The organism is Chryseobacterium cucumeris (assembly GCF_001593385.1).
Classification (GTDB): domain Bacteria; phylum Bacteroidota; class Bacteroidia; order Flavobacteriales; family Weeksellaceae; genus Chryseobacterium; species Chryseobacterium cucumeris.
Genome location: NZ_LUVZ01000012.1, coordinates 182290 through 208501 on the forward strand (window position 1 = coordinate 182290; position 26212 = coordinate 208501).

Sequence of the window (26212 nt, forward strand, 5' to 3'; positions counted from 1 at the left end):
CCTTTGATTCAAGAAAAAACAAATCAACCTTTAAACAAATCATTATGGAAATTTTACAAGACAAAGAAACAATTGCTTACAAAAAAGCTTCAAGAAGAGTGAAAGACCTGAAAGAATTTTATGGAAACCTTACCTCGTACTGTATCGTTATTCCTTTTTTAGCAATACTGAACATTGTAACTGCTCCCGGATATTTATGGTTTTTATGGCCTGCACTGGGATGGGGAGTAGGAATTGCATTTCATGCCATAAGCGTATTCGGAATTGGTAAAAGCTGGGAAGAAAGAAAAATCAGAGAACTGATGGAGAAGGATGAAAAACAGAAAATAAAAACACTTTAAACAATAACTTAAAAACTTATAATATCATGGATTACGATACTGCCCACACAAGAACCAACAATATCAGAAAATTCTATAAAAGCCTTTTTATATTTGCCTTATTTGCCGTTCTGATCATTCCTGATGATATTTTTGGCGAAAAGATGATTAGCTTTCATTGGTTTGACCGATATACCATCCTTGGAATCTGGGGATTTATAATTCTGGTAAAAGCTGCAAAACTATTTCTCTTTGATTCCGAATGGGAAAAGGACATGATTGAAAAAGAACTCAGAAAAGAGAAAAAAACGATAAATTATTAAAATCTGTCCACTTTTATATAACTTTATTTCCTAAAATCTGACAACCAAAACTTAAACTCAATGATCAAAACTGTCATTATAGAAGATGAAAAACCTGCTTCAAGGAAGTTGGAGAGAATGCTGAATAACTTTCCTGAAATAGAGATCGTTGCCAAAATAGAATCGGTGGAAGAAGGTGTTGCCTGGTTTTCTGAAAACGAACATCCGCAGCTGATCTTTTCAGATATTGTTTTGGGGGACGGACTGTCTTTTGATATCTTTGAAAAAGCACCAACCAAAGGTTTCATTATCTATACAACAGCATTTGACCAATATACCCTGAAAGCCTTTAAGCTGAACAGTATTGATTATCTTTTGAAACCTATTCTTGATGAAGATCTGGAAGGAGCAGTGGAGAAATTTAAATCTTTCATTCCTGCCAGCGATACCAATGGTTCTCAGGATATCAAACAGTTAATCCGAAAAGAAAAGTCTACGCTTTCCAGAGTTCTGGTGAAAATAGGATACAACCTTAAGATTATTCAGACTCAGGAAATAAGCTGCTTTTTCAGTGAGAATAAAATCGTTTATCTTCAGACGGAAGACCGTACCTATCCATCAGATTTTACACTTGATGAGCTGGAAGATGTACTCGATGAGAAAAAGTTTTTCCGGGTGAACAGACAGTTTATTATCAGTTCGGATTATATCAAAAACATCCATACTTCGCCTTACTATAAGGTGGACCTTGAGTTTCAGCCTGAAGAAGAAATAACGGTCAGCAGAGACCGTGTGAAAGATTTTAAAGACTGGTTGGTCAGTTGATAAAGATTAGCTTAAAAACAAACACCATGGATCTTATTCTATTTATTTTTAAACTATTTCTCTCTCTATTTTATCCCTGAAAAATTAATCATCAGGCATTATAGAAATCACTGGCAGATTGTACAAACTGGTGGAATGCGTCGGTAACTTCTTTTGAATGCTTGTGGGTAAGCGGAAATGGAACCATATGGGAATATTCAAACGGGAAATCTTTGATTTCAATATCTACATTGATGTTCCTGTAGCCACCCTGCAGCGTATTGAGTGCTTCTATCGGAGGAGCAACACTGTCTTTCTCTAATACATAAGCCTTGATCTGAGATTGGATTTCCTGAATTCTTTCTTCTCTTTCCTTCTGGAAATAATTGTAGCGGAGCATTTTTTTGAACCAGCTTTCCTGTGGATGCAATGCTTCATTCTGATAATGTTTCAGACGTGAATCTGACTTAAAATCAGAGCTCAGCAATTCCGTAAAAACAGACTGCATTTTAACTGTTGCCTGAGTATCCATGATGTATTTGGATATCGGAAACATCCTGTCGATCGTCATTCCTCCACAGAAACAAAATACTTTTGATCGGGTAAAATAATGATGAGGATCAGCCATTTTGATAATTAAAGCAAGAAATGATCCTATAGAATACCCAAATAAATCCAGATCTGCTTCTGGAGAAATACCCTTTATTTTACCCTTTTTAATATCTTTTACCACTTCTGTAATATCAGAATAGGTCTGTAGCCCGGACCAGAATATTCTTTGCGGATGCGCTTCCAGTCTGGAACTTATCGCAGCATTTACATAGGAATAATTCATGTTTTCCGGATACTTTTTTTTCCTGAAATTAACCACTTCCATCATGTGACGGCGGTCACTCCAGATAGGTTCTGCTCGATCCATATGAAACGCAATAGGGAACAGTATGATGGCCTTTTGTGTTTTTTGGGCCAATTCATACGCCCATGGCAGGTATTTATCCCATTTCTTTTCATTCAGTCCATGGAAAAAAAACAAAACTCCTTCGGCTGTTTCTATATCTGCCCGCTTCAGGATATGATATTCAAATCTTTTATTGCATTCAATATCAAAATCTTTGATGTCTACAGCAGGTTGGTTGTACAAGAGATAACCATTTTTGTTGATTGCGAGGGTTTGCTGATGTTTGTTGCACTGTTGTTTCTCTGAGCCATAAAGCAGATCACATACCTTGGATTCAAAAGGAATTGATTCAATGCTTACATTCAGTTCCTGAAGTTCTGCCCTGTCTTTTCCGGAATCAAAATGATTTTTCAAAACTTCATACAATTCATAATATTCCATAGCAAGACGATTGAAGGGTTTATATTTAGAACCATCAAGTTAGAGAATTATTGCGGTAATGAATTGATTTTTAAGGTTTAAATATATTCCAGGCATAAGAGAAATACAATAAACCCCGAAATAGTCTTATTCCGGGGCCATGATATAGAGATTGATGATGATGTTTATTGTTGAATTATTTTTTGTCCGATAATCTTTATTTTTTTTAACTATCTGTAATCTATTCTGTTAGATTCGGTGTCTTCAAGTTGTTTGACAATTGATTCAGGTATTTCGTCACTGTCAATGGGAAAACTGATGGAATCAGAAATGAAGTTTTTTCTGTCCGCTTTTCTGAAGATTTCAAATAAAGCAATCGGCTCCTGATTGAAACTAATGCAGGTGCTTATAAAGTGGATTTCGTGGAGTTTATAGTCCGGGTTCTTAAGTTTTTCTTTAATATCCTTTATCCTTGAAATGAAATGTCTCTGACGAATAAAAGTATTGCTGTTCATGATGATGAAAACATAATCAGAATAGGCGGTTACTTTTCCAAAGTATTTGTGATGATCACCACCGCTTCTTTCAATAAAATATTCTCCTGTGGTTTCCGACTTATAAATTTCCATGGCAGAACGCCATATGCGGTCTTCTTTTGCCATCAAAGGATTATCGGGCAGATTTCTGTTATAAGAATACCAGCACCCTACTAAACGGTCTAAAAGAGCGGTATTCATATTGGTATTATTAATATCAATCCTTAGATCATTAAAATTGAATGCTTCCGTATTTGAATTTATGAAATCTATGTAATTGGAATATCCCAAAACTTTGACAATTAAACTCAGTTTAGCAAGGTTGGGTCTGCTTAAAACCGCATTCTCGTTCTGTTTGAATTTTTTCAGTTTATTGATGATCAGATGCTCATACAGATAATTTGTTCCCAGAATATCAGGTTCTTTTTTGATCTCTTTTTCTGAATGATCATTGATAATCAGTTCATTTAGTTCAGCGCTTATATAAGACCATTCGGTTTTGGTCACATCTTCCCAATGGTTTTTCTTTAAAAATTGCCGGCTTAAGAAATTCATCAGTTTCTCAAGATGCAAGATATCTTCCTTTTTCATGGTGTTTATTTATAAGACTAATTTAAGATTTTTATCAAACTAAAAAAGATTTTTGAAAGACTTTTATATTGTATAATCCATTGATATTTGAGTAGAAAAACAAAAATCAAAACAATGGAAACAAAAATGCTATTACAAGATGAGTCTCTTTGGAACAGGATACAGGAATTTTCTCTGGATGCTCCGGGAGTTGATTTCCCTTTTTCAAAAAAGCTGGCCAAAGAAGAACGCTGGAGTCTTGATTTCGCAAGAAAAGCAATTGAAGAATACAAAAAGTTCGTGTATCTCTGCTGTATTCTTCCCCACGGAGCTTCTCCCAGTAACATCGTTGACAAGGTTTGGCATATGCATCTGATTTATACGCAGAATTATTGGGAGGAATTCTGTCCCCATATCTTAAAAAGACCGCTTCATCATCATCCTTCCGAAGGAGGCTCTGCGGAAAAAGAAAGACATCAGAACTGGTTTGAAGATACTTTAACAAGTTATCGGCAGATATTCCGGCAGGAAGCACCAGAAGAAATCTGGAGAGAGCGTAAGAAAAAGTCAAAAGTACAGTCTTGGCTTAGAAAAATGGCCTTCTTTGCTCCCATATTTGTGTTACTGCTTTTATTTTCGTGTACAGAAGGAGATAGCTTTTCAGGGTTAATGGTTACTGGAGTTGTATTCGGGATTATTTTCATTCTCGGAACGATCGTTTCAATCATAGGAGATCAGGAGGTTTCTGACCATAACAGAAAAGATAAGCAAAATAATGATGGAGGAAGTTGTGGTGGCTCAAGCTGCAGCGGAGGAGGTGGTTGTGGAGGAGGCTGCGGTGGTTGCGGTGGATGCGGAGGCTGTGGAGGATAATAAAACTCATCATTATGAAAAAACTCATCATTCATTCAGTTCCGGTTGTGATAGGCTTTATATGGCTTATGGCAGTCCATCAGACATTTAATCCGGTTATTCTTAAAGGACCTGACTTTTTGAAGTTCTATGTCATTCTGGTTCTAGGATTTTACGCTTCGTTTTTTTTGCTGAATTCTTTGAAAGAAACCATTTCGGGAACGGCATTTTATTTCGCAGGATTTATTTTCTTGTTGGGAATTATCAAGCTTATCAGAGGTGTCATATTGGGAAAACCTGTTGGATTTCTTGTTGTGATATTAATAGCAGAAGGTATTGTTACATTGGTTTTTATCTCAGGTTATGTAAATGAAAAGATAAAATAAAATTTATTATTAAAAACAAACCCGAAACAAAAATGTTCCGGGCTTTATTATGTGTTGTTGATATTAAATATCTTTCTTTTCTTCTTTTGCGGGCTGATAGCCATATTTTCGAACCATAACGGAAGTCAGGACTACCAAAATAAGACTGATCGCGATATTGGAGTTTTCCGGATGTACAATGGCCTGATAAAGATTATAACCGAAAATAGAGGATACAACTGCAATCAGAATATTGTTTACATAAGCATACTGGTTTTTTGTAGATGTTTTCATAGTAGTATTTTTTATTGTTATTTACTCCGTAAGTATGATAACTTAAAAAACGTTACAGAAAAATTTCAAAAAAATATTTTCTTAAAAAAACAATCTCAATCACCCGAATCCCGTACCCGAAACTCTTACGAAATCACACCACTGCCGATCAGCTCCTCATCAATATACCATGAAGCAAACTGTCCTTCAGCAATAGCAGACTGAAGTTCATCAAATTCAATATAAAAAGCATTTTCAAACTGATACAGGGTTGCTTTCTGCAAAGGCTGTCTGTATCTGAATCTGGCCATTACTTCCATAGATCCTCCGTTCTGAAGTCTCAAATCTTCACGTACCCAGTGCAGTTCAGAATTATCAATTTTCAGAGCTTTTTTATGAAGTCCCGGGAAATGGCTTCCTTCTCCTACGAAAAGAATGTTGTTTTCCATATCTCTGGAGATGATAAAACAGCTTTCTTTGTGTCCGCCTATACCAAGGCCTTTACTTTGTCCGATCGTGAAAAACTGGGCACCCTGATGTTTCCCGATTACTTTTCCGTCAGATTTTTTATAATTGATTTTTCGTGATAAAAATTCAAGTTCCTCTTCTTTGGAGGAAAATTTAGGTTTTTCTTCTGAAAATAAAGGAGAATCTTTGAAAATTTCTACAATTTCCCCTTCGTTAGGTTTTAATTGCTGTTGTAAAAACTGGGGAAGGCTTACTTTTCCGATAAAACATAATCCCTGAGAATCTTTTTTATCTGCCGTTACCAGTCCGATTTCTTTTGCAATTTCTCTTACCTGAGGCTTTGTAAGTTCTCCGATAGGGAATAATGCTTTTGAAAGCTGATCCTGGCTTAGCTGGCAAAGGAAGTAAGACTGATCCTTATTATTGTCTTTTCCTGCAAGAAGGTGGAAAATTTCTTTACCGTTTTCATCAAAAGTAGAATTTACCCTTGCATAATGTCCTGTTGCTACCTTATCGGCACCCAAAGACATTGCGGTCTTCATAAAAACATCAAATTTTACTTCTCTGTTACATAATACATCAGGGTTGGGAGTTCTGCCTTTTTCATATTCGGCAAACATATAGTCAACGATACGTTCCTTGTAAAGTTCACTCATGTCTATCACCTGGAAAGGAATTCCAAGCTTTTGTGCCACCATAAGGGCATCATTACTGTCCTCAATCCAGGGACACTCATCTTCTAATGTTACGGAAGCATCGTTCCAGTTTCTCATAAATAAAGCCACTACTTCATGGCCTTGTTGCTGCAGCAAATAAGCTGTAACACTAGAATCTACACCTCCGGAGAGGCCTACTACTACTTTCATTGTATTCAATTTTACGAAACTCTTAACGGGAGTTCTTAGTTTGATGTGGCAAAAATACAATTAAAAAATTCGTAAAAAAACCATAATTTTAAACATTGATAAAAACGATAGAGCTATATGTCATCTTTTTATCAACCTCTGCAAATGGAAACACATGAGAATATAATTGTAAGACCAAAAATATAACATATGAAAAAGTTTATTATTTCTATGATGCTGATATCTTCAGGATCAGTTTTTTCCCAAATTTCAGTAGGAGCACCCGTACAGGAAAACAGCAAGTGGACTTTTGGAGGAGGCATTGGATTAGGATTTGGAAGTAACAGCGCTTTTAATCTATCTGCATCGCCAAGAGTAGGTTACAGATTTACTAGTGATTTTGAAGGCGGTGTGGTAGGAAGTGTTTCGTGGCAGACTTCTGATTATTATAAATCTACCATGTTTGGTGTAGGTCCTTTTGTCAACTATTATTTTGCCAGATCATTTTACGTGGGAGCCAACTATCAGCATTATTTTGTTGATTACAAGGATAAATATTACGATTATAAATACAATACGGAAGAGAATGCATTATACCTTGGAGGAGGATATATGCAGCGGATCGGAAACAATTCCTTCATGCAGCTGGGTTTAATGTATAACGTGCTTTGGAAACAGAATTCCAGTGTGTTTTCCAGCGGTCTGATCCCGAACATTGGTTTTGTAGTAGGACTTTAATATTTGATTTATCAATAAGAAAGGGCTTAGCCTGTTTAATCAGAAACCAAAATAGTCAAAATCTATAAAAACAAAAAACCCTGGGAAAGTTCCCGGGGTTTTTCTATTTGAAAATTATTTATTTAATTAAGATTGAGAAGACTTTTCAGCTGATTTCTTAGCCTTCTGTGTTTTCCCGATCAGTCCGTCTTTTGCCTCGTTAAGGTCAAGAACTACGGTTTCTCCCTCGTTCAATTGCTTGTTTACCAGCATTTCTGCCAATAAGTCTTCAATATACTTCTGGATGGCACGTTTCAATGGTCTTGCTCCGAAATCTTTATCCCATCCTTTTTCAGAAATAAAGTCTTTTGCTTCTTCAGTAAGATCTACTTTATATCCTAATTTTTCAAGTCTGCCATAAAGCTTGTTCAGTTCAATATCAATGATTTTCTTGATATCATCCTGTACAAGAGAGTTGAAGATCACAATATCATCAATTCTGTTTAAGAATTCCGGTGCAAATGCTTTTTTAAGGGCATTTTCAATCGTGCTTCTTGCTCTTGAATCTGAAGTTGTTTTCTTCGCAGAAGTTCCGAATCCTACACCGTCTCCAAAGTCTTTAAGATCTCTTGTTCCGATATTTGAAGTCAGAATAATGATGGTATTTCTAAAATCAATTTTTCTTCCTAAACTGTCTGTAACGTGTCCTTCATCCAAAATCTGCAACAGAATATTGAATACATCCGGGTGAGCTTTTTCAATCTCATCCAAAAGAACTACTGCATAAGGTTTTCTTCTTACAGCTTCTGTCAGCTGACCACCTTCTTCGTATCCTACATATCCCGGAGGCGCACCTACTAGTCTTGAAACAGCGAATTTCTCCATGTATTCACTCATGTCAATTCTGATCAAAGATTCATCGGATTCGAATAGCTCTCTTGCCATTACTTTTGCCAATTCGGTTTTACCAACCCCGGTTGTTCCAAGGAAAATAAAGGTACCGATAGGGCGGTTAGGATCTTTAAGACCTGCTCTGTTTCTTTGAATAGCTTTAACAACTTTCTTCACAGCATCTTCCTGACCGATTACTTTTCCGTTCAGTTTCTCATCCATTTGGGCAAGTTTGTCAAGCTCGTTCTTACCAACTTTCGTCACAGGAACTCCGCTCATCATAGAAACCACTTCCGCTACATTTTCTTCTGTTACGGTTTCTTTTTTCTCTTTTACATCTTTATCCCATTTTTCCTGAGCCGAGTTAAGTTCCATCTGAAGACGTTCCTCCTCATCTTTCAGCTTTCTTGCTTCAAGGTAATCCTGAGCTTTTACAGCCTTCTGTTTCAGTTCTTTGATATCTTCGATTTTCTTTTCAAAATCAATGATTTCTGTAGGAACTTTCATGTTTTTGATATAAACACGGGATCCGGCTTCGTCCATTGCATCAATCGCTTTGTCCGGTAAGAAACGGTCTGTAATATATCTCGATGTCAGATTGACACAAGCCAGAATCGCTTCCGGAGTATAGATTACATTATGATGTTCCTCATATTTATCTTTGATCTGATTCAAGATCTGTACGGTTTCATCAATAGAAGTAGGTTCCACCATTACTTTCTGGAATCTTCTTTCTAAAGCTCCGTCTTTTTCAATATACTGACGGTATTCATCCAGGGTAGTTGCCCCGATGCATTGAATTTCACCTCTTGCCAAAGCCGGTTTGAACATATTGGAAGCATCTAAACTTCCTGTAGAACTTCCAGCTCCTACAATCGTATGAAGCTCATCAATAAATAGGATGACATCTCTGTTTTTCTCCAGCTCCGTCATGATGGCCTTCATTCTTTCCTCAAACTGACCACGGTATTTAGTTCCGGCAACTAAACTTGCCAGATCTAAAGTGATCACACGTTTTCCGTAAAGAACTCTCGACACTTTTTTCTGTTGAATTCTTAGTGCTAACCCTTCAGCAATGGCAGATTTACCAACTCCAGGCTCCCCGATAAGAAGAGGGTTGTTTTTCTTTCTACGTGATAAAATCTGAGAAACTCTCTCAATTTCTTTTTCACGGCCAATCACCGGGTCCAGTTTTCCATCCCTTGCCAAAGAAGTAAGGTCTCTACCAAAGTTGTCCAATGTAGGCGTTTTACTTTTTGCAGAACCTAGATTTCCTGTAGGCTTTCTCATTTGCTCAAATTCTTCTCTCTCATCATCATCATCGTAAGCACTCATCTGAGGAGACTGTCCTGAATTTTTAAGCATAGTCTGGTATTCTCTTGAAACTCCTTCGTAGTCGATGTCATAAGCTCCCAGAATATTTGAAGTAGGATCTTCATATTTATAAAGAATACCTAAAAGCAGGTGAACGGTATTAATTTCATTGCTTTTATACTGTCGGCATTCTAACTCTGCACGTTTAATAGCATGGTCTGCCATCTTAGTGAAAGAAATATTGGTAACCTCTTCAGAAATAGGATTAAGACTTGCTGTATTTAAAGTTTCAATTTTTCTTCTGATTTGTGTTAAATCCGCATTAAGGTTTTGAAGGATTTCTTTTGCAGAGTTTTCCGTTTTTATAATACCTAAAAGTAGATGTTCTGTATTAAGAAATTCACTTTTGAGCCTTTTAGCTTCGCTTTTGCTTTGTTTGAACACCTGGCTCAAACCTTGTGAAAACTTATAATCCATAATATATCTCATTAGAACAAAGGCAACATTACCTTTTATTCATTATCTAAATTACAAATATTTTACCAAAAATCAATTAATGACTTTATGGCAGAAAAAAATTTATTATCTTATTGAAAATGATTAAGTTTGTAACCTTAAATTTTCCCCATGAATTCTGAACTTACCACTTACATTGGCTATTCTGCTTCTCTTTTTATCGTATTGAGTTTCATACTGAAAGATGTAAAAAAAATCAGAGTGGTTAACATGATTGGCTGTATTTGTTTTGTCATTTATGGTATCTTTAATGGAATGCTTTGGCCGGTTATCATACCAAACGGGCTTATTTGTTTCATTCAAATCTATTATTTAATACTAGACAAGAAAGATTGATGAGGAAAAAAATTATTACTTCTGCTTTTAGTAATCTGTATACTGACCAACGGATAGAGAAGGTGTGCAAAACCCTTTTTGATAACGGGTATTCCATAGATCTGATTGGTAACGACTGGGAAGGAAATGAAAAAATGGAACGTCCTTATCCCTTTTCCAGAATAGGATTGAAGTCTAAAAGCCTGAAGACCGCTTATTTTGAATTCAACTGGAAATTATACAAAGAACTGAAGAAAAAAGCGGACAAAGATACGATTCTCCATGCCAATGACATTGATGCACTTCTGCCAAATTATCTCATTGCCAGAAAACTGAATATTCCTTTGGTGTTTGACAGCCATGAAATTTTCACGGAAATGCCATCGGTTCAAAACAGGTTTTCTCAGAAGTTCTGGAGAGTACTTGAAAGAAAGCTGGTGCCTCATATGGAGCTGATGATGACAGAAAGTGAAAGCTATGCCGAATGGTTTCATGAACAGTATAATGTCAATCCGGTAGTGGTTAGAAATATTCCGAGAAAAATTCTTTCCGCACCGGAAATTCCTGAAAATCATCCAAAGATTATTCTGTATCAGGGAGCGATTAATCAGTCGAGGGGAATTGAAAAAATGATTGTGGCCATGCATCATATTAAAGATGCTGTTCTGAAAATTGCAGGTGACGGCCCGAAGAAAAAAGAATACGAAGAACTTGTTATTCAGGAGAAACTTCAGGATAAAGTCTTTTTTCTGGGTAAGCTGAAACCGGAAAATCTCAGGGAAATAACAAAAACCGCTGATGCAGGATTCAGTCTCGAAGAAAATAATGGAGTAAGCTACTATTATTCACTTCCTAATAAGGTTTGTGACTATATCCAATCGAGAGTACCGCTTGTGATGATTAATTTTCCGGAAATGCAAAGGATAAAAAATCAATTTAATGTAGGAGAAGTTATTCCGGATCATCAGCCTGAAACCATTGAAAAAGCAATCAATCTTGTTCTTCAGAGAGGAAGACAGTATTATCAGAGCGAATTAAATAAGGCAGCAGATGTATTTTGCTGGGAGAATGAAGAGACAAAAATCCTCCAACTTTTTGAAAAAGCATCCTGTAAATAATTTTTACAAAATTGGTTATCTTTGCAAAAGAAATTTGATTTAAAATGACCATTAAAGAAAAACAGCAGGAAATAATAGATGAATTCGCTTTTCTTGAAGATTGGGAGCAAAAGTATGAGTACATCATTGATCTTGGAAAAGAACTGAAAGGCTTGGCTGAAGATAAGAAAACAGAAGAAAATCTGATTAAAGGCTGCCAGAGCAAAGTTTGGATTGATGCTGAATTTAAAGACGGGAAACTTTTCTTTAATGCAGATTCTGATGGTATTCTACCAAAAGGGATCGTTTCTCTTTTAGTAAGTATTTACAGTGGACATTCCACTCAGGAAATCCTGGATTCTGATTTTGATTTTATCGGAGAAATAGGACTACAGGAATTTCTTTCACCTTCCAGAGCTAACGGGCTTATGGCGATGACAAAGCAGATCAAGTTTTATGCAGTTGCTTACCAACTGAAATCATAACCGTGACCAGAATTTTAGCATATCGTTTTTCCGCATTCGGAGATGTTGCGATGACCGTACCTGTTTTCAGAGAATTTCTGGAGCAGAACCCCGGTGTGGAAATTATTATGGTCTCCAGGAAAAATTTTGAGGCGCTGTTTGCAGGAATTCCTAATGTAACTTTTAAGGGGATTGACCTGGATGACTACAAAGGTCTTTTTGGACTGAGAAAACTGAGTAATGAACTGATTCGTGAGTTTAATCCGGATTCTATTGCCAACCTCCATGATGTAATCCGAACCAAAGTTTTAGACAGAATATATAGAAGAAAGGGACTTAAGGTCTTTAAGATTAATAAAGGTAAAGAGGAAAAAGAACATCTTACGGATGTCTGGAATCTGGAAAAGATACAGCTGAAAAAAACAGTGGAACGTTACGCTGACGTTTTTCGTGAAATGGGATTCAAAGTTGAACTTTCTCATCAATTAAGACCGGTTTCAGAACAAAAATCTGGAATTGGATTTGCTCCTTTTGCCCAGCATAAAGGAAAAATGCTCCCTTTGGAAAAATCCTATGAGTTGGTAAGAATTTTGGCTCAGAAACATACTGTATATTTCTTTGGAGGAGGTAAAAAAGAAACGGAAACTCTTGAAAAATGGGCAGAAGAGATTCCTAATACAAAAAACCTTGCCGGAACATTAAATCTTACGGAAGAACTTAATTATATTGCCGGGCTTGAACTGATGATATCCATGGATTCTGCCAATATGCACCTCGCAAGTCTTGTAGGAACGCGATGTGTTTCTATTTGGGGAGCTACTCATCCTTATGCCGGCTTTTTAGGATTCGGGCAAAGCGAAGAAGATGTTGTTCAGGTGGAAGACCTGAGCTGCAGACCATGTTCGGTTTTTGGAGATAAGGAATGCTACAGAGGCGACTGGGCTTGCCTTGAAGAGTTTAATATTCAGAAAGTGGTGGACAGGATTAATTTTTAAAAATAATCCTAACTATCTCATTAGCTTTGGCTTTATCAGAATGGTTTTTTTCTAAGACTTCCTTTCTCTTTTCAGTATCATGATACTCTTTTTCAGCTGAGGTGACAATTTGTTGACGAATTTCATTCATATCAGATCCAAAAAGACATACACTCTTCAATAGAGGATCATCTGTAATGTTTCTGTTGATAATGACAAAACGGCTGTTGTAAAGCGTATTAAAAAGTTTCACCTTTGTTCCGGAATTCTGGTAAGAAATCAAAATATTGACATGGGCATCTTCCAGAAGGCGGTAAAGATTTTCTGTGGTTTGAATAGGAGTGAGGCTGATGTTTTCAACTGTGGAAATCTTTCTTTTAATATCCTCACTGGCACGATCTGAGGCTACAACAAGCTGATATTGTGGAAGGGTTTTAAATAAGTCAATTGTTTCATTCAATGCTCTTTTGTTATCAGCGGTAGTAAGGTCTCCATGAAAGAGAAAATACTTTCCTTTTGTATCCAATTCCTTTACCGATTCGTTACCGTGAAAGATATGAATCAGGTGTGCATTTTCCGAATAAGTTTGTACTTCATTATATTCCTTTTCAGATAAGCAGAATACAGCTTCAAATTTCTTTAAAAGTTTTTTCTGATATCCGGAATACTTCACAGATTCAATTTTGTAAATAATCTTTTTAAATGGGTTCTTCTCAGACACAGAGAGGCCTTTATAATACTCTGATTCGTTATTGTGATGACGGAGGTAGAGTTGGTGTCTGTTATCCTTCAAAAACCGTATAATATGGGTTGTTTGCAAGCCTTCGAACAAGATAGGAGCTTTGTGCTTCTCCAGATTTTTAAGTAGGGTTTCAGAATCTCTGATGGCAGCAGCGAAAGGTGTTCCGGAGAAATAGAGAAGTGGATTCTTTTTCTTTTGATAAAAAAACACATTTTCTGTCATCTCTTTGACTTCCGGATCAATCTTATGAGGGATTTGATCTACAAAACAATGTAGGTGAATTTTTATTCCCAGATCAGATAATGCTTTAACTTTATAATACACATCAATAATTCCACCATAGGAAGGAGGGTAGGGATAATTGAATGATATGAGATGGAGCTGCTTCAAGTTAGGCTATTCGATATAGGCAAAGGTAGATAAATATCAGGAAAACTGCAGGACACATTTAAATGCTTAGGGATAAAAATAAAAAAATCTCCCAGAAATCTGAGAGATTTTTTGTGGGTCCTGAGGGATTCGAACCCCCGACCCTCTGGGTGTAAACCAGATGCTCTGAACCAACTGAGCTAAGAACCCGAATTTTTTTGAAAGGTTTCGTTTCCTTTTCTGTGGGTCCTGAGGGATTCGAACCCCCGACCCTCTGGGTGTAAACCAGATGCTCTGAACCAACTGAGCTAAGAACCCTCTAGACTTATTCTCTTGTTTAGAGTGGTGCAAATATACGACTTATTCTTTAATCTCCAAATTTTTTTCCAAAAAATCTCCCACTACAAAGTTGCTTCCGCCAATAAAAATCATTTCTTCTTTTGTACATCGTTCTTTTGCAGAGAGATACGCTTCCTGCACGGAATCAAAAATTTTATAAAAAATTTTCGCCTCCTGGAGCAGATTTTCGTAATCTTCGGGATGTCTTCCCCTGTTGATGGATGGTTTTGCAAAATAGAACTCAGAATTTTCAGGAAGTAAATTCATTACATCATCTATTTTTTTGTCATTCACAAACCCCAAAATAACATGCTTGTGTCTGTTAATTGAATTTAATTGTGAAAAAACATACTCCAGACCTGCCTGATTGTGACCCGTGTCACAAATCGTAAGTGGATGTTGTGAAAACTCGAACCAACGGCCAATAAATCCTGTATTTTGGTGAACATGGAGAAGTCCTTTTTCCAATGCTTCATCAGAAATATTTACTTTAAGCTTTCTTAATTCTTCTACAGCGGCCAATACAATTCTGATATTTTTCTTCTGGTAATTCCCTTTGAGATCAGATTCAAGGTTGGTATTTATAAGAGTAGCATCTATAAACGGAGCATTTTCTTTCGTTGCTTTATCCTGAATGATATTTCTAACGGCTTCATTCTCGTCACCGGAAATAATCGGGATATATTGTTTAATAATTCCAGCCTTCTCTGATGCAATTTCTTCGATGGTATCTCCAAGAATATTCTGATGATCCAGCTGAACATTAGTAATGGCCGAAATCAACGGTTTGATAATATTTGTTGAATCCAGTCTTCCTCCCAATCCTACTTCAATAATGGCAAAATCTACCTGCTGCTGATAAAAATATTCAAAAGCCATGATGGTCGTAAACTCGAAGAAAGAGGGACGGATGTCTTCCGGAATCGTTTTCAGTTTTTGAATAAAATCAAAGACAAATTCTTTATTACAGTTTTTTCCATTCACCTTTATGCGCTCTGTGAAGTCTATAAGGTGTGGAGAATTGTATAATCCTGTTTTATAACCGGCTTCCTGAAGAACCGATGCCAGCATATTGCTTGAAGAACCTTTTCCATTGGTACCGCCAATGTGAATACATTTTATTTTATCCTGAGGATTTCCAAAGAAAGCACAAAGCTTTGTAATGTTATCAAGCCCAGGTTTATAAGCCTTCTGTCCATCTATCTGATAGTTGGGCATCTGTACGAAAAGCCAGTCGATAGCTTCCTGATATTGTTCATTTGTCATGGTGCAAAATTCCCAAAAGTTTTTTTAAAATAAAATATAATTTTTCAATCTGTAACTTTTTTATATTTAATTCGTCTAATATTGAAAAATCTTAATATGAAATCGCTGTGATTTACATGGTATAGTACTTATGAAGATAACACGATTCCATATGACCATTAAAAACAAATAAACATATACAATATGAAAAAAGTTTGGATCATCGTTTTTGGATTAGGTTATCTGGGTTTAAGCGCTCAGAAGAAATGGTCCTTAAAAGAATGTGTAAGCTATGCAGTGGAGCATAATCTTCAGGTTATCCAAAATCAGTATAACAAACAAAACCAGGAATATAATCTTAAAGCAGCCCAAAAAGAATATTTACCATCTGTATCGGGGAGTATGACGAATGGGGTAAGTTTCGGGCAAGGCTCATTAGGAGCAGGAAGCTTTAGAAACGATAGATTCAATAACAGTATTGGTCTGGGTGCTGATATTTTGCTCTATAATAATGGAAGGTTAGAGAAAAATGTAAGAAAAGCCCAGTTTGATGTAGAAGCAAGCCAATACGACATTGAAACCATTAAAAATGATATTTCCCTTCAGATCGCTCAGCAATATCTGACTACTTTGTTGAATAAAGAGATTGTTAAAATCTCTCAGAGTGCCGTGGATAATGCGCAGAAACAGTTTGACAGAGCTAAAATCACAACTCAGGTTGGAACAACAGCCCAGACGGTTCTGGCAGAGGCTGAAGCTGCATTGGCAAGAGAAAAACAAAACCTTAAAACTGCAGAAGTAAACGTTGGACGTGCTTTGTTTGCCATCGTTCAGCTTTTACAGCTTTCAGATTATAAAGGTTTTGATGTGGAAGATGTAAATATTCCTGAAAAGCTTGATTTACAACTTACTACCGCGGATGAAGTGCTTACCACTGCGTATGAGATACAGCCTCAGATAAAAGCAGCGGAAAGCCGTATAAGATCTGCCGAAGCACAAACGGAAGTAAGCAAAACAGCATACTGGCCTACATTAACAGCGAGCGCTGGTCTTAATACTTTCTATAACAGACAATTTGATCCTATGCCAGGTACTGTACAGGGAACTTTTTTTGAACAATATAAAGATCAGTTCGGACAAAACGTGGGGCTATCACTGAATATTCCTATTTTCAATAAAGGGAAAACAAAACTTCAGGTAGAACAGTCTAAAATAAATGAAAGTTTAGCCAAGAATTCCTTGGAACAACAGAAACAGACGGTAAGACAAAACGTACAGAAAGCTCAGTTTGATGCTGATGCCAATTATGAAACCTATCTGGCTGCAGTGGAAGCTGAAAAAAGCTCAAAACTGGCTCTTGATTTTGCCGATAAAAGTTATGCTGCCGGAAGAACCACTATCTACGACGTTAATGTGGCGAGAAATAATTATGCAAATGCACAAGGATCAGTAGCGCAAGCAAAATATAATTATCTTTTTAGTCTTAAACTATTGAATTTCTATGCAGGAATTCCATTAAGTTTGTAAAATGCCAATTCAATCATTAGAAAAATACTTACCTCAAAATACACTTAGATATTTAAGAGTCTGGTTTGCAGATTACTATATACATATAAAAGTAACAAGAAACAGAAATTCAAAGCTGGGAGATTATAGAAAACTTCCGGATAATTCTCATGAAATTACGGTAAATTCTACCCTTACCCCACAGCTTTTTTTCTTTGTACTCACTCATGAGCTTGCTCATCTGATTGCTTTCGAAAAATATGGGCGAAGAATCTCTCCCCACGGTAATGAATGGAAAGAAACTTTCAGAAACATGCTTCTGGAAAGCCTTGAAATTTATGATGAAGAACTCAAACCTATCATTATAAAATTTTCAAAATCGCCAAAAGCCAATTTCATGGCAAGCCCTGATCTGGTAAGGTATTTCCATACTGAAAAACAGGATGATACTCTTCTATTTATCGAGGAACTTAAAAAGGGAGAATTTTTTATCTATCGCAACGAAAAGTATTTATTAGAAGGTCTGGTTAAAAAAAACTATCTTTGTAAGAACCTGGCTACTGGAAGGAAGTATTCTTTCAAGCCTTTAGCGAGGGTAGAAAAATGTAGCTAAGAATGTTAAAATCAGATAGATACTGCGTTATAATGGCCGGGGGAATCGGGAGTCGGTTCTGGCCTATGAGTACGCAGAAATTTCCAAAACAGTTTCAGGATATTTTAGGAACCGGACGCACAATGATTCAGCAGACCTATGACCGAATCAGCAAGGTAATTCCTAAAGAGCAGATATTCGTGATTACGAATAAAGAATATGTTCCTGTTTCCCATCAGCAGCTTCCGGAAATTCCTGAAGAGAATATTGTGGGTGAGCCGTTGATGAAGAATACAGCAGCTTGTAATCTGTATATGGCTAACAAAATTGCTGAGATCAATCCGGATGCAACAATGATTGTATTGCCGGCAGATCATCTGATCCTTAAAGAGGACGTATTTCTGGAAAAAGTAGAACTGGCATTTGAGGTGGCTTCACAGCATGATTATCTGGTAACATTAGGAATAACTCCAACAAGACCCGACACCGGTTATGGCTATATTCAGTTTGTAGAGAAAAAAGGATCAGAATATTTTAAAGTAAAAACATTCACAGAAAAACCTATTCTTGAAATTGCCCAAAGCTTTTTGGAAAGTGGTGATTTCCTTTGGAATGCAGGAATTTTTGTATGGAATGTGAAAAGTATTCACCATGCTTTTGATCTCTATCTTCCTGAGATGATGCAGCATTTTATGGCTTGTGAGTATAACTCCGAAAAAGAAAACAGTTGTATTGAAACCATTTATCCGAAGGTTCAGAAAATCTCCATTGATAACGGGATTTTAGAAAAGGCAAAGAATGTTTACGTGATTCCTTCAGATTTAGGATGGAGTGATCTTGGTACATGGACTTCCGTCTATGAAAATACAGAAAAAGATAAAAACGGAAACGCTGTAAAACTGAAACATTTACTTTCTTATAATTCAAAAGGGAATATCATCCGCTTAAAGAATAATAACAAGGCAGTGATTATTGACGGCCTTGAAAACTACATTGTTGTAGATACAGATAAAGCGCTTCTTATCTGCCCAAGGGATAATGATCAGCTCATTAAAGATTATGTTCTTGACTTAAAAAACTTTAAAAAGGGCGAGAAGTTTATGTAATATTTGGTATATTTCTGCTGATTTTTAAATTATGATTAAAACTGCAACCCGATTTACAATTGTTATATTTTCACTTTTGGGAGTCTTAGGATTTGCTCAGGAGAAGAAAAAGTTTTCAAGCATTCCTGCTATTTTACAGCAGATCAACCCTGGTAATAGGGTGGATTCATGGGTGTTGGTGTACAACAGCTATGGGAAAGGTCAGGAAATAAAGATTTCGGGTAAGGTAAATTATACTCCTCAATTCTCAGGATTCAATCTTTTCCCTAGTGAAGACAGCTTTTATTATATCGCTTATTCGGAAGAAGGTAAAGTAAATTACGTTACGGATGTCGAAGGATTGAAGAAGTTTGTAGATAGAATTGATAATGCTCAGGAAGCAGCTGTTGTATTAGCCGCTGACGGATATATGATAGATGAGGAGTTTAAGGACCTTGCGGGTAATTATCATGAAGATAAGTCGAATTACTATCTGGACCTTGGAAAGCTCACCTCAAAGGAATGTCCATACCAGAAAACTCATTATACAGTAACACTCAATAAATCTACAGGTGCTGTAAACAATGTTAAAGACAATGGAACTTATATTGAGCTTTACAATAAAAAATGTGCTAATAACCCGAGACTTTTAAAAATCGAAAAAAAAGAAGAACCAAAGAAAGATGAGCCCAAAAAAACACCCAAGCGCAAATAATACCTATGAGACTGAACGATTGATCCTTCGCCCTATGTCCCGTGAAGACAAAGATTTTGTCTTTGAACTTTATAACAGGCCAAAATTCATTCAACATATTGGCAACCGCAATATAAATTCCATTGAAGATGCTGAAAATTACATCTTAAACAGATTTGCCCCACAGATTGAAAGGCTGGGATTTGGAAATTATATTTTAATAACCAAAGATGGAAATGAAAAAGTAGGTGCGGTAGGAATCTTCGAAAGGGAAGGACTTGATATTGTGGATATCGGATATTCTTTGTTGGAAGAGTTCGAAGGTAAGGGCTATGCTTTTGAGGCAGCTCAGAAGGTTAAATCGATCGGAATGGATGATTTCGGATTAACAAAAATATCAGCCATTATTTCAAAGGATAATATTTCTTCCCAAAAGCTGATTGAAAAATTAGGTTTAAGGTTTAAAAAACACGTCATACTTCCAGGCGAAACCGAAGAACTCAACTATTACGAAACAGAATAATAAATCTATAAAAAAATATTTTCACAAATAGCACAATAATGTATCTGGGTTATTTGTGAAAATATTTGTGATATCTGTGTTTTAAGAAAGTTATCCCTCCAGAATCTGTTCAGCAGCAGTCTTTGAAGTTACTTTTTCAATCACTCTTATACAAATACCATTTTCATCGAAAATAAAAGTGGTTCTTACAATTCCCATATAGGTTTTTCCAAACGTTTTTTTCTCCTGCCATACCCCGAATTTTTCAATGATATTACGGTTTTCATCTGCAATAAGATCATAAGGAAAAGCAAACTTGCTGTGGAAATTCTTTTGCTTTTTTACAGAATCACCACTTATTCCCAATAATTGAAATCCTGCTTTTTTAAGCTTAGTATAATTATCACTAAGGTTGCAGGCTTCAACTGTACAGGTTGGTGTATTCGCTTGCGGATAGAAGAAAACGACCAGTTTTTTTCCAATTAATTTTGATGAGGTTACTGTTTCTCCGTCTTGATTGAATCCTTCAAATTCAGGTAATTTATCTCCAACTTTCAGCATAATGATTTAATTTTGTTCAAATTTAAGGCATACATGACAAAAAAACAAAGAGCTGAGCTCGTTCAGATAGAACTGGAAAAATTATATCCCACTACACCTATTCCGTTAGATCACACTGATCCCTATACATTGATGGTTGCCGTAGCACTTTCTGCACAAACTACAGATAAAAAAGTAAATCAGGTTACTCCCGAACTTTTTGCGGTAGCAGGAACACCGCAAAGAATGGCTAAGCTGGAAGAATTTGAAATCAAAGAACTAATCAAAGAAATAGGATTATCCAATACGAAAGCCAAAAACCTGAAGAAAATGGCCGAACTTCTGTTAGAAAGACATAATGGTATTGTTCCCCAGACTTATGAAGAATTGGAAGCTCTTCCGGGCGTAGGGCACAAAACGGCATCAGTAGTAATGAGTCAGGGTTTCGGATTTCCTGCTTTTCCTGTGGATACCCATATTCACCGTCTGATGACGCAGTGGAAACTTACTTCCGGAAAAAATGTGGTGGAAACAGAACGTGACGCCAAAAAATTATTCCCTGAAGAAGTATGGAATAAACTTCACCTTCAGATTATTTTCTATGGAAGAGAATATTCTCCGGCAAGAGGAAAAGGAGAGAAGGATTTTATTACGAAAATGATGTTTGAAAAATAATTCAATTATTTTGCCACTATGTCCGCTAAGACTTTATAAAAACCACGCTGGGATAGCTCGTGAAGACACTTCGTTTAGCAAAAGCAATATTGCCCTGACAGAGTGAAAGATCTATGCGAACTGATAGAAAACGCAACAATTACTTTGTGGTCGCTAAATAAACCATGTCAAGGTTCTGGACCTTGACATGGTTTAAAAACATCATGTGAGATAAAGGAAATGATTTAATATTCCAACAACCTTCTGTGGTAATTAATCTGTCCCAAATGATAATCCAGATGAGCAATCAGATGAATCAGGAAGTAATCTGTAGTCATTTTGTTTTCAAAAACAACCAGTGGGTATTCTTTTTTCAGGTCGTCTTCTGATAATTGAGAAAGAGTAGAATCTATCATTGTTGTAGTTGCCTCTATTTTTTCAATAAGTTCAGCTCTTGGAACATCTTTTAATGAAAACTCCAGGTCACGCTGTCTTACATATCCTGTGTTTCCAAGGTGCGTTCCTATAAAATGGTTGAGGTTTCCAACCAGATGAAGAACCAGGTTGCCCGCAGAATTGGCTATGTTTTTATCAACTTTCCAAAGATTTTCTTCGTTTTGATAGGCTTCTAGCTCTGTTTTTAATTTATTTAAATCTCTGTTGTAAAGAGATTTGAGGCTTTCTGTGATCATATCAATTTTTATTGTATTATGGTTTTAAAATATCCTTTAAAGTGTTTATCAACCAAACTGTCAATACTGCATTTATAATCTATAAAGCCATAAATGCTATCATTTTTGGTGAATTGTTTACTATTTAGAATCAGTTTCTGACTAAAAACTTTAGATTTTATGAATTTTTCCTCACCTTTTAAGGTTTTTGGATCAATATCTTTGATGTAAAAGTGGTTTTTAAACACCTTAATCAAAATTCCGTTTCCAAAATATCCGTTATTGTTATTCAGTTTGATGGTAAGAGTATCATTCTGATACTGAGCTTTGCATTTATAATCATCGAATAAAAATGTTCCTTTACGAAAGCCATCTGAGTAACTTGCAGCCTGAACAATATGTGCTGTCCTTGTTTCACTTTCAACAATTTCACTGTTATAAAGCTTCAGTTCCGGATATTTGGAAAGAAGGAGAATAGTATCATTGCCAGGTAAGCTCTTGTCAACCGTAAAATTTTCAAAATTGTGCTTCTTTTGACAGCTCAATAACACTAATAAAATACCGGTAAAAAATAAAAATAGTCTCATAAAAGAAACTATTTTTGTTTTTTAGCCCAAAGCTCCATTTTTCTGTTCAGAACATCCAAAGGAAGACATCCCTGGCTTAATACTTCATCATGGAAGCTTGCCAGCTTGAATTTGTTCCCAAGTTCTTTCTGATACTTTTCTCTCAGCTCACGGATTCTTAAGGATCCTATTTTGTAGCCTAAAGCCTGTCCCGGCATTGCCATATATCTTTCTACTTCTGCAGTGGCAGATCCCTCGTCGTAAGAAATATTGCTTAAGAAGTATTTGATAGCCTCTTCACGTGACATTTTTCCTGTATGAAGCCCTGTATCTACTACCAGTCTTACAGCTCTCAGCATCTGATCACTCAGGTAACCCATTTTTTGATAAGGATCTGTGTATAACCCAAATTCAGGCCCTAATGTCTCACAATAATGAGCCCACCCTTCACCATAAGCTCCTAACCATCCGAATCTCATAAATTTAGGAAGCTTTGTGTTCTCCTGTTGCAAAGAAACCTGATAATGATGCCCTGGGATGGCTTCATGAAGGAAAAGAGATTCCATTCCTGAAGTAACATTGAATTTAGTAGGGTCAGGAAGCGGAACATAGAATATACCTGCTCTTTTTCCATCCGGAGTTCCCGGCATATATTCTGCGCTGGCACTTGCCTCTCTGAATTTCTCCGTCTGTCTGATTTCAAACTTCGTTTTTGGCGTTACATTAAACATTGTTTTCAGCTTCGGAGTGATTTTAGTTAAGATCCCGTTGAATGCATTTAAAACCTCTTTAGATGTTTTATAAGGCATTGCCTTTGGATCCGTTTTTACAAAAGTGATAAATTCTTCAAGAGTGCCCGTAAAACCTACCTGTTGTTTTACTTTTTCCATTTCTGCACGAAGCATAGCTACCTGCTGAAGTCCGATCTTATTAATTTCTTCAGGAGATTTCTTAGTGGTTGTCCAGCTTTTTACATAATAGTTGTAGATCTCATTTCCGTTAGGAAGACTGTTGTATCCGTCTGTATCCCTTGCTTTCGGAAGGTACTCTTTTTCTAAAAATGTTCCCATTTTAATATAAGCCGGAATGATCTTTTTGGTAATAGCATCTTTATAAAGTGCTGAAAATTTTTCTTTCTGAGCCTGAGAGAAGCTTTTCGGAAAATTTCTTATCGGACCATAGAAAATATTCTTTTCCATGTCAGAAGTGGTAATTTCCTCTGCTTTCATCTGAGGAATCATTTTGATAACCAGTTTTTTAGGTAATACTATCTTATTGTTGATTCCCTCACGGAAGTTGTCTGCCGCTGCATTCATCCACTCCGGGAATTTTTCCATTCTTTTCAGCCAGTCGCTATAGTCTTTTTCTGTTTTAAAAGGTTGATTACCCTGCCCGCTTCCATACAATGGGAACGTTAACGGAAGTCCTCCAAATTGAGTAAAAGGAATATATTCCGGATGATAGGCGTAGGCCTCAGTTTTATCTTTTAAAGTATAATCCAAAACATCATAGACCACTTTGTCTTCGTCAGAAAGGGTTTTATAATCTACATGTTCCAGTTGTTTTTGCACAGAATTGTAGAAAGCAATTTCTCCTGAGATAAAATCTTTATCAATATTGATAGGAAGCTGATCATTATATCTTGTATCTCCTTGTGCGGTAGCATCTAAAGGATATAGTTTAAGATACTGCTCATAATAGTTGGAAGCGATAGAATCCAGATTGCTGGGAGTCACTTTTGTAAGGGGAGAATCCGATTTTTTGCAGGAAGTAAGCCCAATCACCAACCCTAATCCTAGAATACTTTTTGATAAAATGTTTTTCATTTTCAGAATCTTTATGAAAACAAAAATAAGTATTATTGGGAGATTCAGACTTATTGTTTGCATTGATTTTAAAAAATTATTTTCAAAATCCTTTCAACTTTGAATCAATTTTTTATCTTTGTCTAAAACGTTTAACAATCATATTATTACAGCTCTTTTTTAAGAAAAAATGAAAGGGATTTTAAAAATTTACCATCCGGACGAAACGCTAAAATACAATATCAGAAATACTTATTGTAAGGCAGTTTACAGCAACCAGCAACATTTTTTAGAGGTTGAAGTGATTACGGATGACAGTTTGGATCACGTGGATGATGATTCATTACAGTACAACTTTCCGCAGCTTTCACTTGAAGTTTTTGATTTTCCTATTGAATCGGCGGAAATAGAAGGAAAAACCATCATCATCAATGACTCTGATGAAGAAACCTATACAGAAGTAGACCTTTTCGATGACGAAGATGCCTACATCTATGATAACGAGCTTCTTTTTGAAAAAAATGAAGAAGGGGAGCTTCAGGTCATCTGGAAAGGGACCATTGATGATTTCTATACCGGATCAGATACACCGATCCCCTTTAGATTAAAATGTGAATTTAAGCAAGATGAAATTGAGGTAGGAGAAGACTAACATAGGCTTCTATCTTTTTCGTACCAGATTTCTTTTCAAAATTATTTTTTGGAAAGAAATTTGCTATTTGTAAAATTGTAACAAAATTTAAGTTGTTTTTAAGCAATTTTTAAGAGTTCAATTCATAATATTCTCCTACATTTGTCGTTGAAATTTAATAAAATTTACATTTAATGCTGTTAACGGAACTTTCTCAGATTTTATTTGCACAAATCGCTACCCCTGCAGTTGCTGCAGACAACTTAGAGTTCTCATTCTGGAAAATTATGTTCCATGGAGGAGCTTTCGCTAAAATAGTGATGGTCACTGTATTACTATTGGGAGTGTTTTCTCTATACCTGTTTTTTGAAAGATTTTTCTTTATCAAAAGGCTTACATCAAAAACAGATTCCAACTTCATGAACAATATCGAAGACTTCATCAAGGCCGGAAAAATAGAGGCGGCAGCAGATTACTGCAAAACCCAGAACTCTCCGGAAGGAAGAATTTTAGAAAAAGGAATTTCAAGATTAGGACGTCCTGTTTCTGATATTGTAAGTGCTATGGAATCTCAGGCACAGGTAGAGGTTGCCAATATGGAAAAAAACCTGAACCTTTTGGCTGTAGTACCAAGTATTGCACCCATGTTGGGACTTTTAGGTACGGTAATCGGGATGATTATTGCTTTCTTTAATCTTTCCCACGCAACAGGATCATTCTCGCCGAAAACACTTTCAGAGGGGATCTATACCGCTTTAGGGCAGACCGCTGTAGGTTTGGCTGTAGCAATTCCTGCTAACTTCTGTTATAATATTCTATTGACAAGGATTGATAAATTTGTCCTGAAAGCTCAGAATATGTCAGGAGAATTTTTAGACCTTATCAACAAACCTTTATAAATCTTTCTTACGATGAAAATTCAAAGAAGAAATAAAGCAAATCCGGAATTCAGTTTAGCAGCGATGACAGACGTTATCCTGTTGATGCTGATTTTCTTTATGATCACTTCTTCAGCTGCCAATCAAAGCGCTATTGATGTGAATCTTCCGAAAGCCGGAGCAGTTGATGATAATATTCCCAACCCTTTAACGGTAAGCATCAAGCCGGACGGTTCATTTTTTGTAGATGATAATCCTGCCAATAAAGGAGAACTGGAGCAAATTATTGTAGATAAATTAGCCAGCCAAACCAATAAATCATTTACGATCAGAGCTGATGAAAACACATTGCATAAAGATGTTGTTTTTGTGATGGAAATTGCTGAGAAACATAAATTTAATATTGCTATTGCAACCGTTAAAGACAAATAACATATCCGGATTTCCGGAAA

At 36.2% G+C, this 26212-nt stretch carries 30 protein-coding genes and 2 tRNA genes; 19 read left to right on the plus strand and 13 right to left on the minus strand.

The genetic code is table 11. The features are described from left to right. Positions 1–44 precede the first annotated feature (44 nt). From A1704_RS09705 to A1704_RS09715, 3 genes are read left to right on the plus strand one after another with little or no spacing between them, the layout of a single operon-like run. The gene (locus tag A1704_RS09705; protein ID WP_062672863.1) at positions 45–341 is read left to right on the plus strand and encodes a 2TM domain-containing protein; all 297 of its coding nucleotides are present in this window, start codon (positions 45–47) and stop codon (positions 339–341) included. 26 nt (positions 342–367) lie between these two features. Further along, a complete protein-coding gene (locus tag A1704_RS09710) occupies positions 368–643 on the plus strand; it encodes a 2TM domain-containing protein (protein WP_062672865.1) in 276 nt (91 codons plus the stop codon). A 60-nt stretch (positions 644–703) separates the two neighbouring features. Further along, complete coding sequence (locus A1704_RS09715) at positions 704–1447, plus strand: LytR/AlgR family response regulator transcription factor (RefSeq protein WP_082798753.1); 744 nt, start codon at positions 704–706, stop codon at positions 1445–1447. A gap of 91 nt (positions 1448–1538) precedes the next feature. On the opposite strand, the gene A1704_RS09720 is transcribed toward A1704_RS09715, so the two are convergent. Further along, complete coding sequence (locus A1704_RS09720; RefSeq protein ID WP_062672868.1) at positions 1539–2765, minus strand: DUF6051 family protein; 1227 nt, start codon at positions 2763–2765, stop codon at positions 1539–1541. A 209-nt stretch (positions 2766–2974) separates the two neighbouring features. Continuing rightward, complete coding sequence (locus A1704_RS09725) at positions 2975–3871, minus strand: hypothetical protein (protein ID WP_062672870.1); 897 nt, start codon at positions 3869–3871, stop codon at positions 2975–2977. Between the two features lie 114 nt (positions 3872–3985). On the opposite strand from A1704_RS09725, the gene A1704_RS24305 reads away from it, so the two are divergent. Continuing rightward, positions 3986–4723, plus strand: a complete 738-nt coding sequence (locus A1704_RS24305; protein WP_062672871.1) for a glycine-rich domain-containing protein — start codon at positions 3986–3988, stop codon at positions 4721–4723. A gap of 14 nt (positions 4724–4737) precedes the next feature. Beyond that, on the plus strand, positions 4738–5088 hold the full coding sequence (locus tag A1704_RS09735; RefSeq protein ID WP_062672873.1) for a hypothetical protein: 351 nt from the start codon (positions 4738–4740) through the stop codon (positions 5086–5088). Positions 5089–5151: 63 nt separating this feature from the next. Here the strand turns inward: A1704_RS09735 and A1704_RS09740 are convergent, their stop codons facing one another. Beyond that, positions 5152–5361 (minus strand): hypothetical protein, encoded by a 210-nt coding sequence (locus A1704_RS09740; protein WP_062672875.1) that lies wholly within the window; start codon positions 5359–5361, stop codon positions 5152–5154. A 125-nt stretch (positions 5362–5486) separates the two neighbouring features. Further along, complete coding sequence (gene mnmA, locus A1704_RS09745) at positions 5487–6674, minus strand: tRNA 2-thiouridine(34) synthase MnmA (protein ID WP_062672877.1); 1188 nt, start codon at positions 6672–6674, stop codon at positions 5487–5489. Between the two features lie 189 nt (positions 6675–6863). Here mnmA and A1704_RS09750 point away from each other — a divergent pair, with 189 nt between their 5' ends. Continuing rightward, positions 6864–7391, plus strand: a complete 528-nt coding sequence (locus tag A1704_RS09750; RefSeq protein WP_062672879.1) for a hypothetical protein — start codon at positions 6864–6866, stop codon at positions 7389–7391. A gap of 126 nt (positions 7392–7517) precedes the next feature. On the opposite strand, the gene A1704_RS09755 is transcribed toward A1704_RS09750, so the two are convergent. Further along, positions 7518–10052: an ATP-dependent Clp protease ATP-binding subunit gene (locus A1704_RS09755; RefSeq protein WP_062673756.1), complete on the minus strand. Its 2535-nt coding sequence runs from the start codon at positions 10050–10052 to the stop codon at positions 7518–7520. Positions 10053–10202: 150 nt separating this feature from the next. Here A1704_RS09755 and A1704_RS24905 point away from each other — a divergent pair, with 150 nt between their 5' ends. From A1704_RS24905 to A1704_RS09775, 4 genes are read left to right on the plus strand one after another with little or no spacing between them, the layout of a single operon-like run. Then, complete coding sequence (locus tag A1704_RS24905; RefSeq protein ID WP_062672881.1) at positions 10203–10427, plus strand: hypothetical protein; 225 nt, start codon at positions 10203–10205, stop codon at positions 10425–10427. Then, positions 10427–11524 (plus strand): glycosyltransferase, encoded by a 1098-nt coding sequence (locus A1704_RS09765; protein WP_062672883.1) that lies wholly within the window; start codon positions 10427–10429, stop codon positions 11522–11524. Before A1704_RS24905 ends, A1704_RS09765 begins: the two co-directional genes overlap by 1 nt. Positions 11525–11568: 44 nt before the next feature. Beyond that, positions 11569–11988 carry a SufE family protein gene (locus A1704_RS09770; protein WP_062672886.1) on the plus strand — a complete coding sequence of 140 codons (420 nt, stop codon included), beginning with the start codon at positions 11569–11571 and terminating at the stop codon, positions 11986–11988. A 50-nt stretch (positions 11989–12038) separates the two neighbouring features. After that, positions 12039–12962 carry a glycosyltransferase family 9 protein gene (locus A1704_RS09775; protein ID WP_062673758.1) on the plus strand — a complete coding sequence of 308 codons (924 nt, stop codon included), beginning with the start codon at positions 12039–12041 and terminating at the stop codon, positions 12960–12962. On the opposite strand, the gene A1704_RS09780 is transcribed toward A1704_RS09775, so the two are convergent. The 4 genes from A1704_RS09780 to A1704_RS09795 form a co-directional block, all read right to left on the minus strand. Continuing rightward, positions 12952–14073 (minus strand): hypothetical protein, encoded by a 1122-nt coding sequence (locus tag A1704_RS09780; RefSeq protein WP_062672888.1) that lies wholly within the window; start codon positions 14071–14073, stop codon positions 12952–12954. The two genes, A1704_RS09775 and A1704_RS09780, sit on opposite strands and share 11 nt — an antisense overlap. A gap of 114 nt (positions 14074–14187) precedes the next feature. Further along, positions 14188–14262: transfer RNA gene (locus A1704_RS09785), tRNA-Val, on the minus strand. A 33-nt stretch (positions 14263–14295) separates the two neighbouring features. Then, positions 14296–14370, minus strand: a tRNA-Val gene (locus A1704_RS09790). Positions 14371–14412: 42 nt separating this feature from the next. Further along, on the minus strand, positions 14413–15657 hold the full coding sequence (locus A1704_RS09795; RefSeq protein ID WP_062672890.1) for a bifunctional folylpolyglutamate synthase/dihydrofolate synthase: 1245 nt from the start codon (positions 15655–15657) through the stop codon (positions 14413–14415). Between the two features lie 183 nt (positions 15658–15840). On the opposite strand from A1704_RS09795, the gene A1704_RS09800 reads away from it, so the two are divergent. From A1704_RS09800 to A1704_RS09820, 5 genes are read left to right on the plus strand one after another with little or no spacing between them, the layout of a single operon-like run. Then, the gene (locus tag A1704_RS09800) at positions 15841–17163 is read left to right on the plus strand and encodes a TolC family protein (protein WP_062672892.1); all 1323 of its coding nucleotides are present in this window, start codon (positions 15841–15843) and stop codon (positions 17161–17163) included. Between the two features lies 1 nt (position 17164). Next, positions 17165–17755, plus strand: a complete 591-nt coding sequence (locus A1704_RS09805) for a SprT-like domain-containing protein (RefSeq protein ID WP_062672894.1) — start codon at positions 17165–17167, stop codon at positions 17753–17755. 2 nt (positions 17756–17757) lie between these two features. Further along, complete coding sequence (locus A1704_RS09810; RefSeq protein ID WP_228432360.1) at positions 17758–18840, plus strand: mannose-1-phosphate guanylyltransferase; 1083 nt, start codon at positions 17758–17760, stop codon at positions 18838–18840. Positions 18841–18871: 31 nt separating this feature from the next. Further along, positions 18872–19534, plus strand: a complete 663-nt coding sequence (locus A1704_RS09815; RefSeq protein ID WP_062672896.1) for a hypothetical protein — start codon at positions 18872–18874, stop codon at positions 19532–19534. Then, positions 19503–20036 carry a GNAT family N-acetyltransferase gene (locus tag A1704_RS09820; protein ID WP_062672897.1) on the plus strand — a complete coding sequence of 178 codons (534 nt, stop codon included), beginning with the start codon at positions 19503–19505 and terminating at the stop codon, positions 20034–20036. The genes A1704_RS09815 and A1704_RS09820 overlap by 32 nt, the downstream gene beginning before the upstream one ends. 90 nt (positions 20037–20126) lie before the next feature. On the opposite strand, the gene bcp is transcribed toward A1704_RS09820, so the two are convergent. Further along, positions 20127–20576: a thioredoxin-dependent thiol peroxidase gene (gene bcp, locus A1704_RS09825; protein ID WP_062672898.1), complete on the minus strand. Its 450-nt coding sequence runs from the start codon at positions 20574–20576 to the stop codon at positions 20127–20129. Positions 20577–20609: 33 nt separating this feature from the next. On the opposite strand from bcp, the gene nth reads away from it, so the two are divergent. Beyond that, positions 20610–21230: an endonuclease III gene (gene nth / locus A1704_RS09830; protein WP_062672899.1), complete on the plus strand. Its 621-nt coding sequence runs from the start codon at positions 20610–20612 to the stop codon at positions 21228–21230. Positions 21231–21454: 224 nt separating this feature from the next. Here the strand turns inward: nth and A1704_RS09835 are convergent, their stop codons facing one another. The 3 genes from A1704_RS09835 to A1704_RS09845 are packed head-to-tail and all read right to left on the minus strand — an operon-like array spanning position 21455 to position 24272. Further along, complete coding sequence (locus A1704_RS09835) at positions 21455–21901, minus strand: DinB family protein (protein ID WP_174525194.1); 447 nt, start codon at positions 21899–21901, stop codon at positions 21455–21457. Positions 21902–21909: 8 nt separating this feature from the next. After that, positions 21910–22467: a hypothetical protein gene (locus tag A1704_RS09840; RefSeq protein ID WP_062672900.1), complete on the minus strand. Its 558-nt coding sequence runs from the start codon at positions 22465–22467 to the stop codon at positions 21910–21912. Between the two features lie 8 nt (positions 22468–22475). Next, positions 22476–24272 carry a DUF885 domain-containing protein gene (locus A1704_RS09845; protein ID WP_062672901.1) on the minus strand — a complete coding sequence of 599 codons (1797 nt, stop codon included), beginning with the start codon at positions 24270–24272 and terminating at the stop codon, positions 22476–22478. A gap of 169 nt (positions 24273–24441) precedes the next feature. On the opposite strand from A1704_RS09845, the gene A1704_RS09850 reads away from it, so the two are divergent. The 3 genes from A1704_RS09850 (at position 24442) to A1704_RS09860 (ending at position 26192) form a co-directional block, all read left to right on the plus strand. Further along, positions 24442–24903, plus strand: a complete 462-nt coding sequence (locus A1704_RS09850; protein ID WP_062672903.1) for a hypothetical protein — start codon at positions 24442–24444, stop codon at positions 24901–24903. 173 nt (positions 24904–25076) lie between these two features. Next, positions 25077–25781, plus strand: a complete 705-nt coding sequence (locus A1704_RS09855) for a MotA/TolQ/ExbB proton channel family protein (RefSeq protein ID WP_047426580.1) — start codon at positions 25077–25079, stop codon at positions 25779–25781. A 12-nt stretch (positions 25782–25793) separates the two neighbouring features. Beyond that, positions 25794–26192, plus strand: a complete 399-nt coding sequence (locus tag A1704_RS09860) for an ExbD/TolR family protein (protein ID WP_062672905.1) — start codon at positions 25794–25796, stop codon at positions 26190–26192. The last annotated feature ends 20 nt before the right edge of the window (positions 26193–26212 follow it).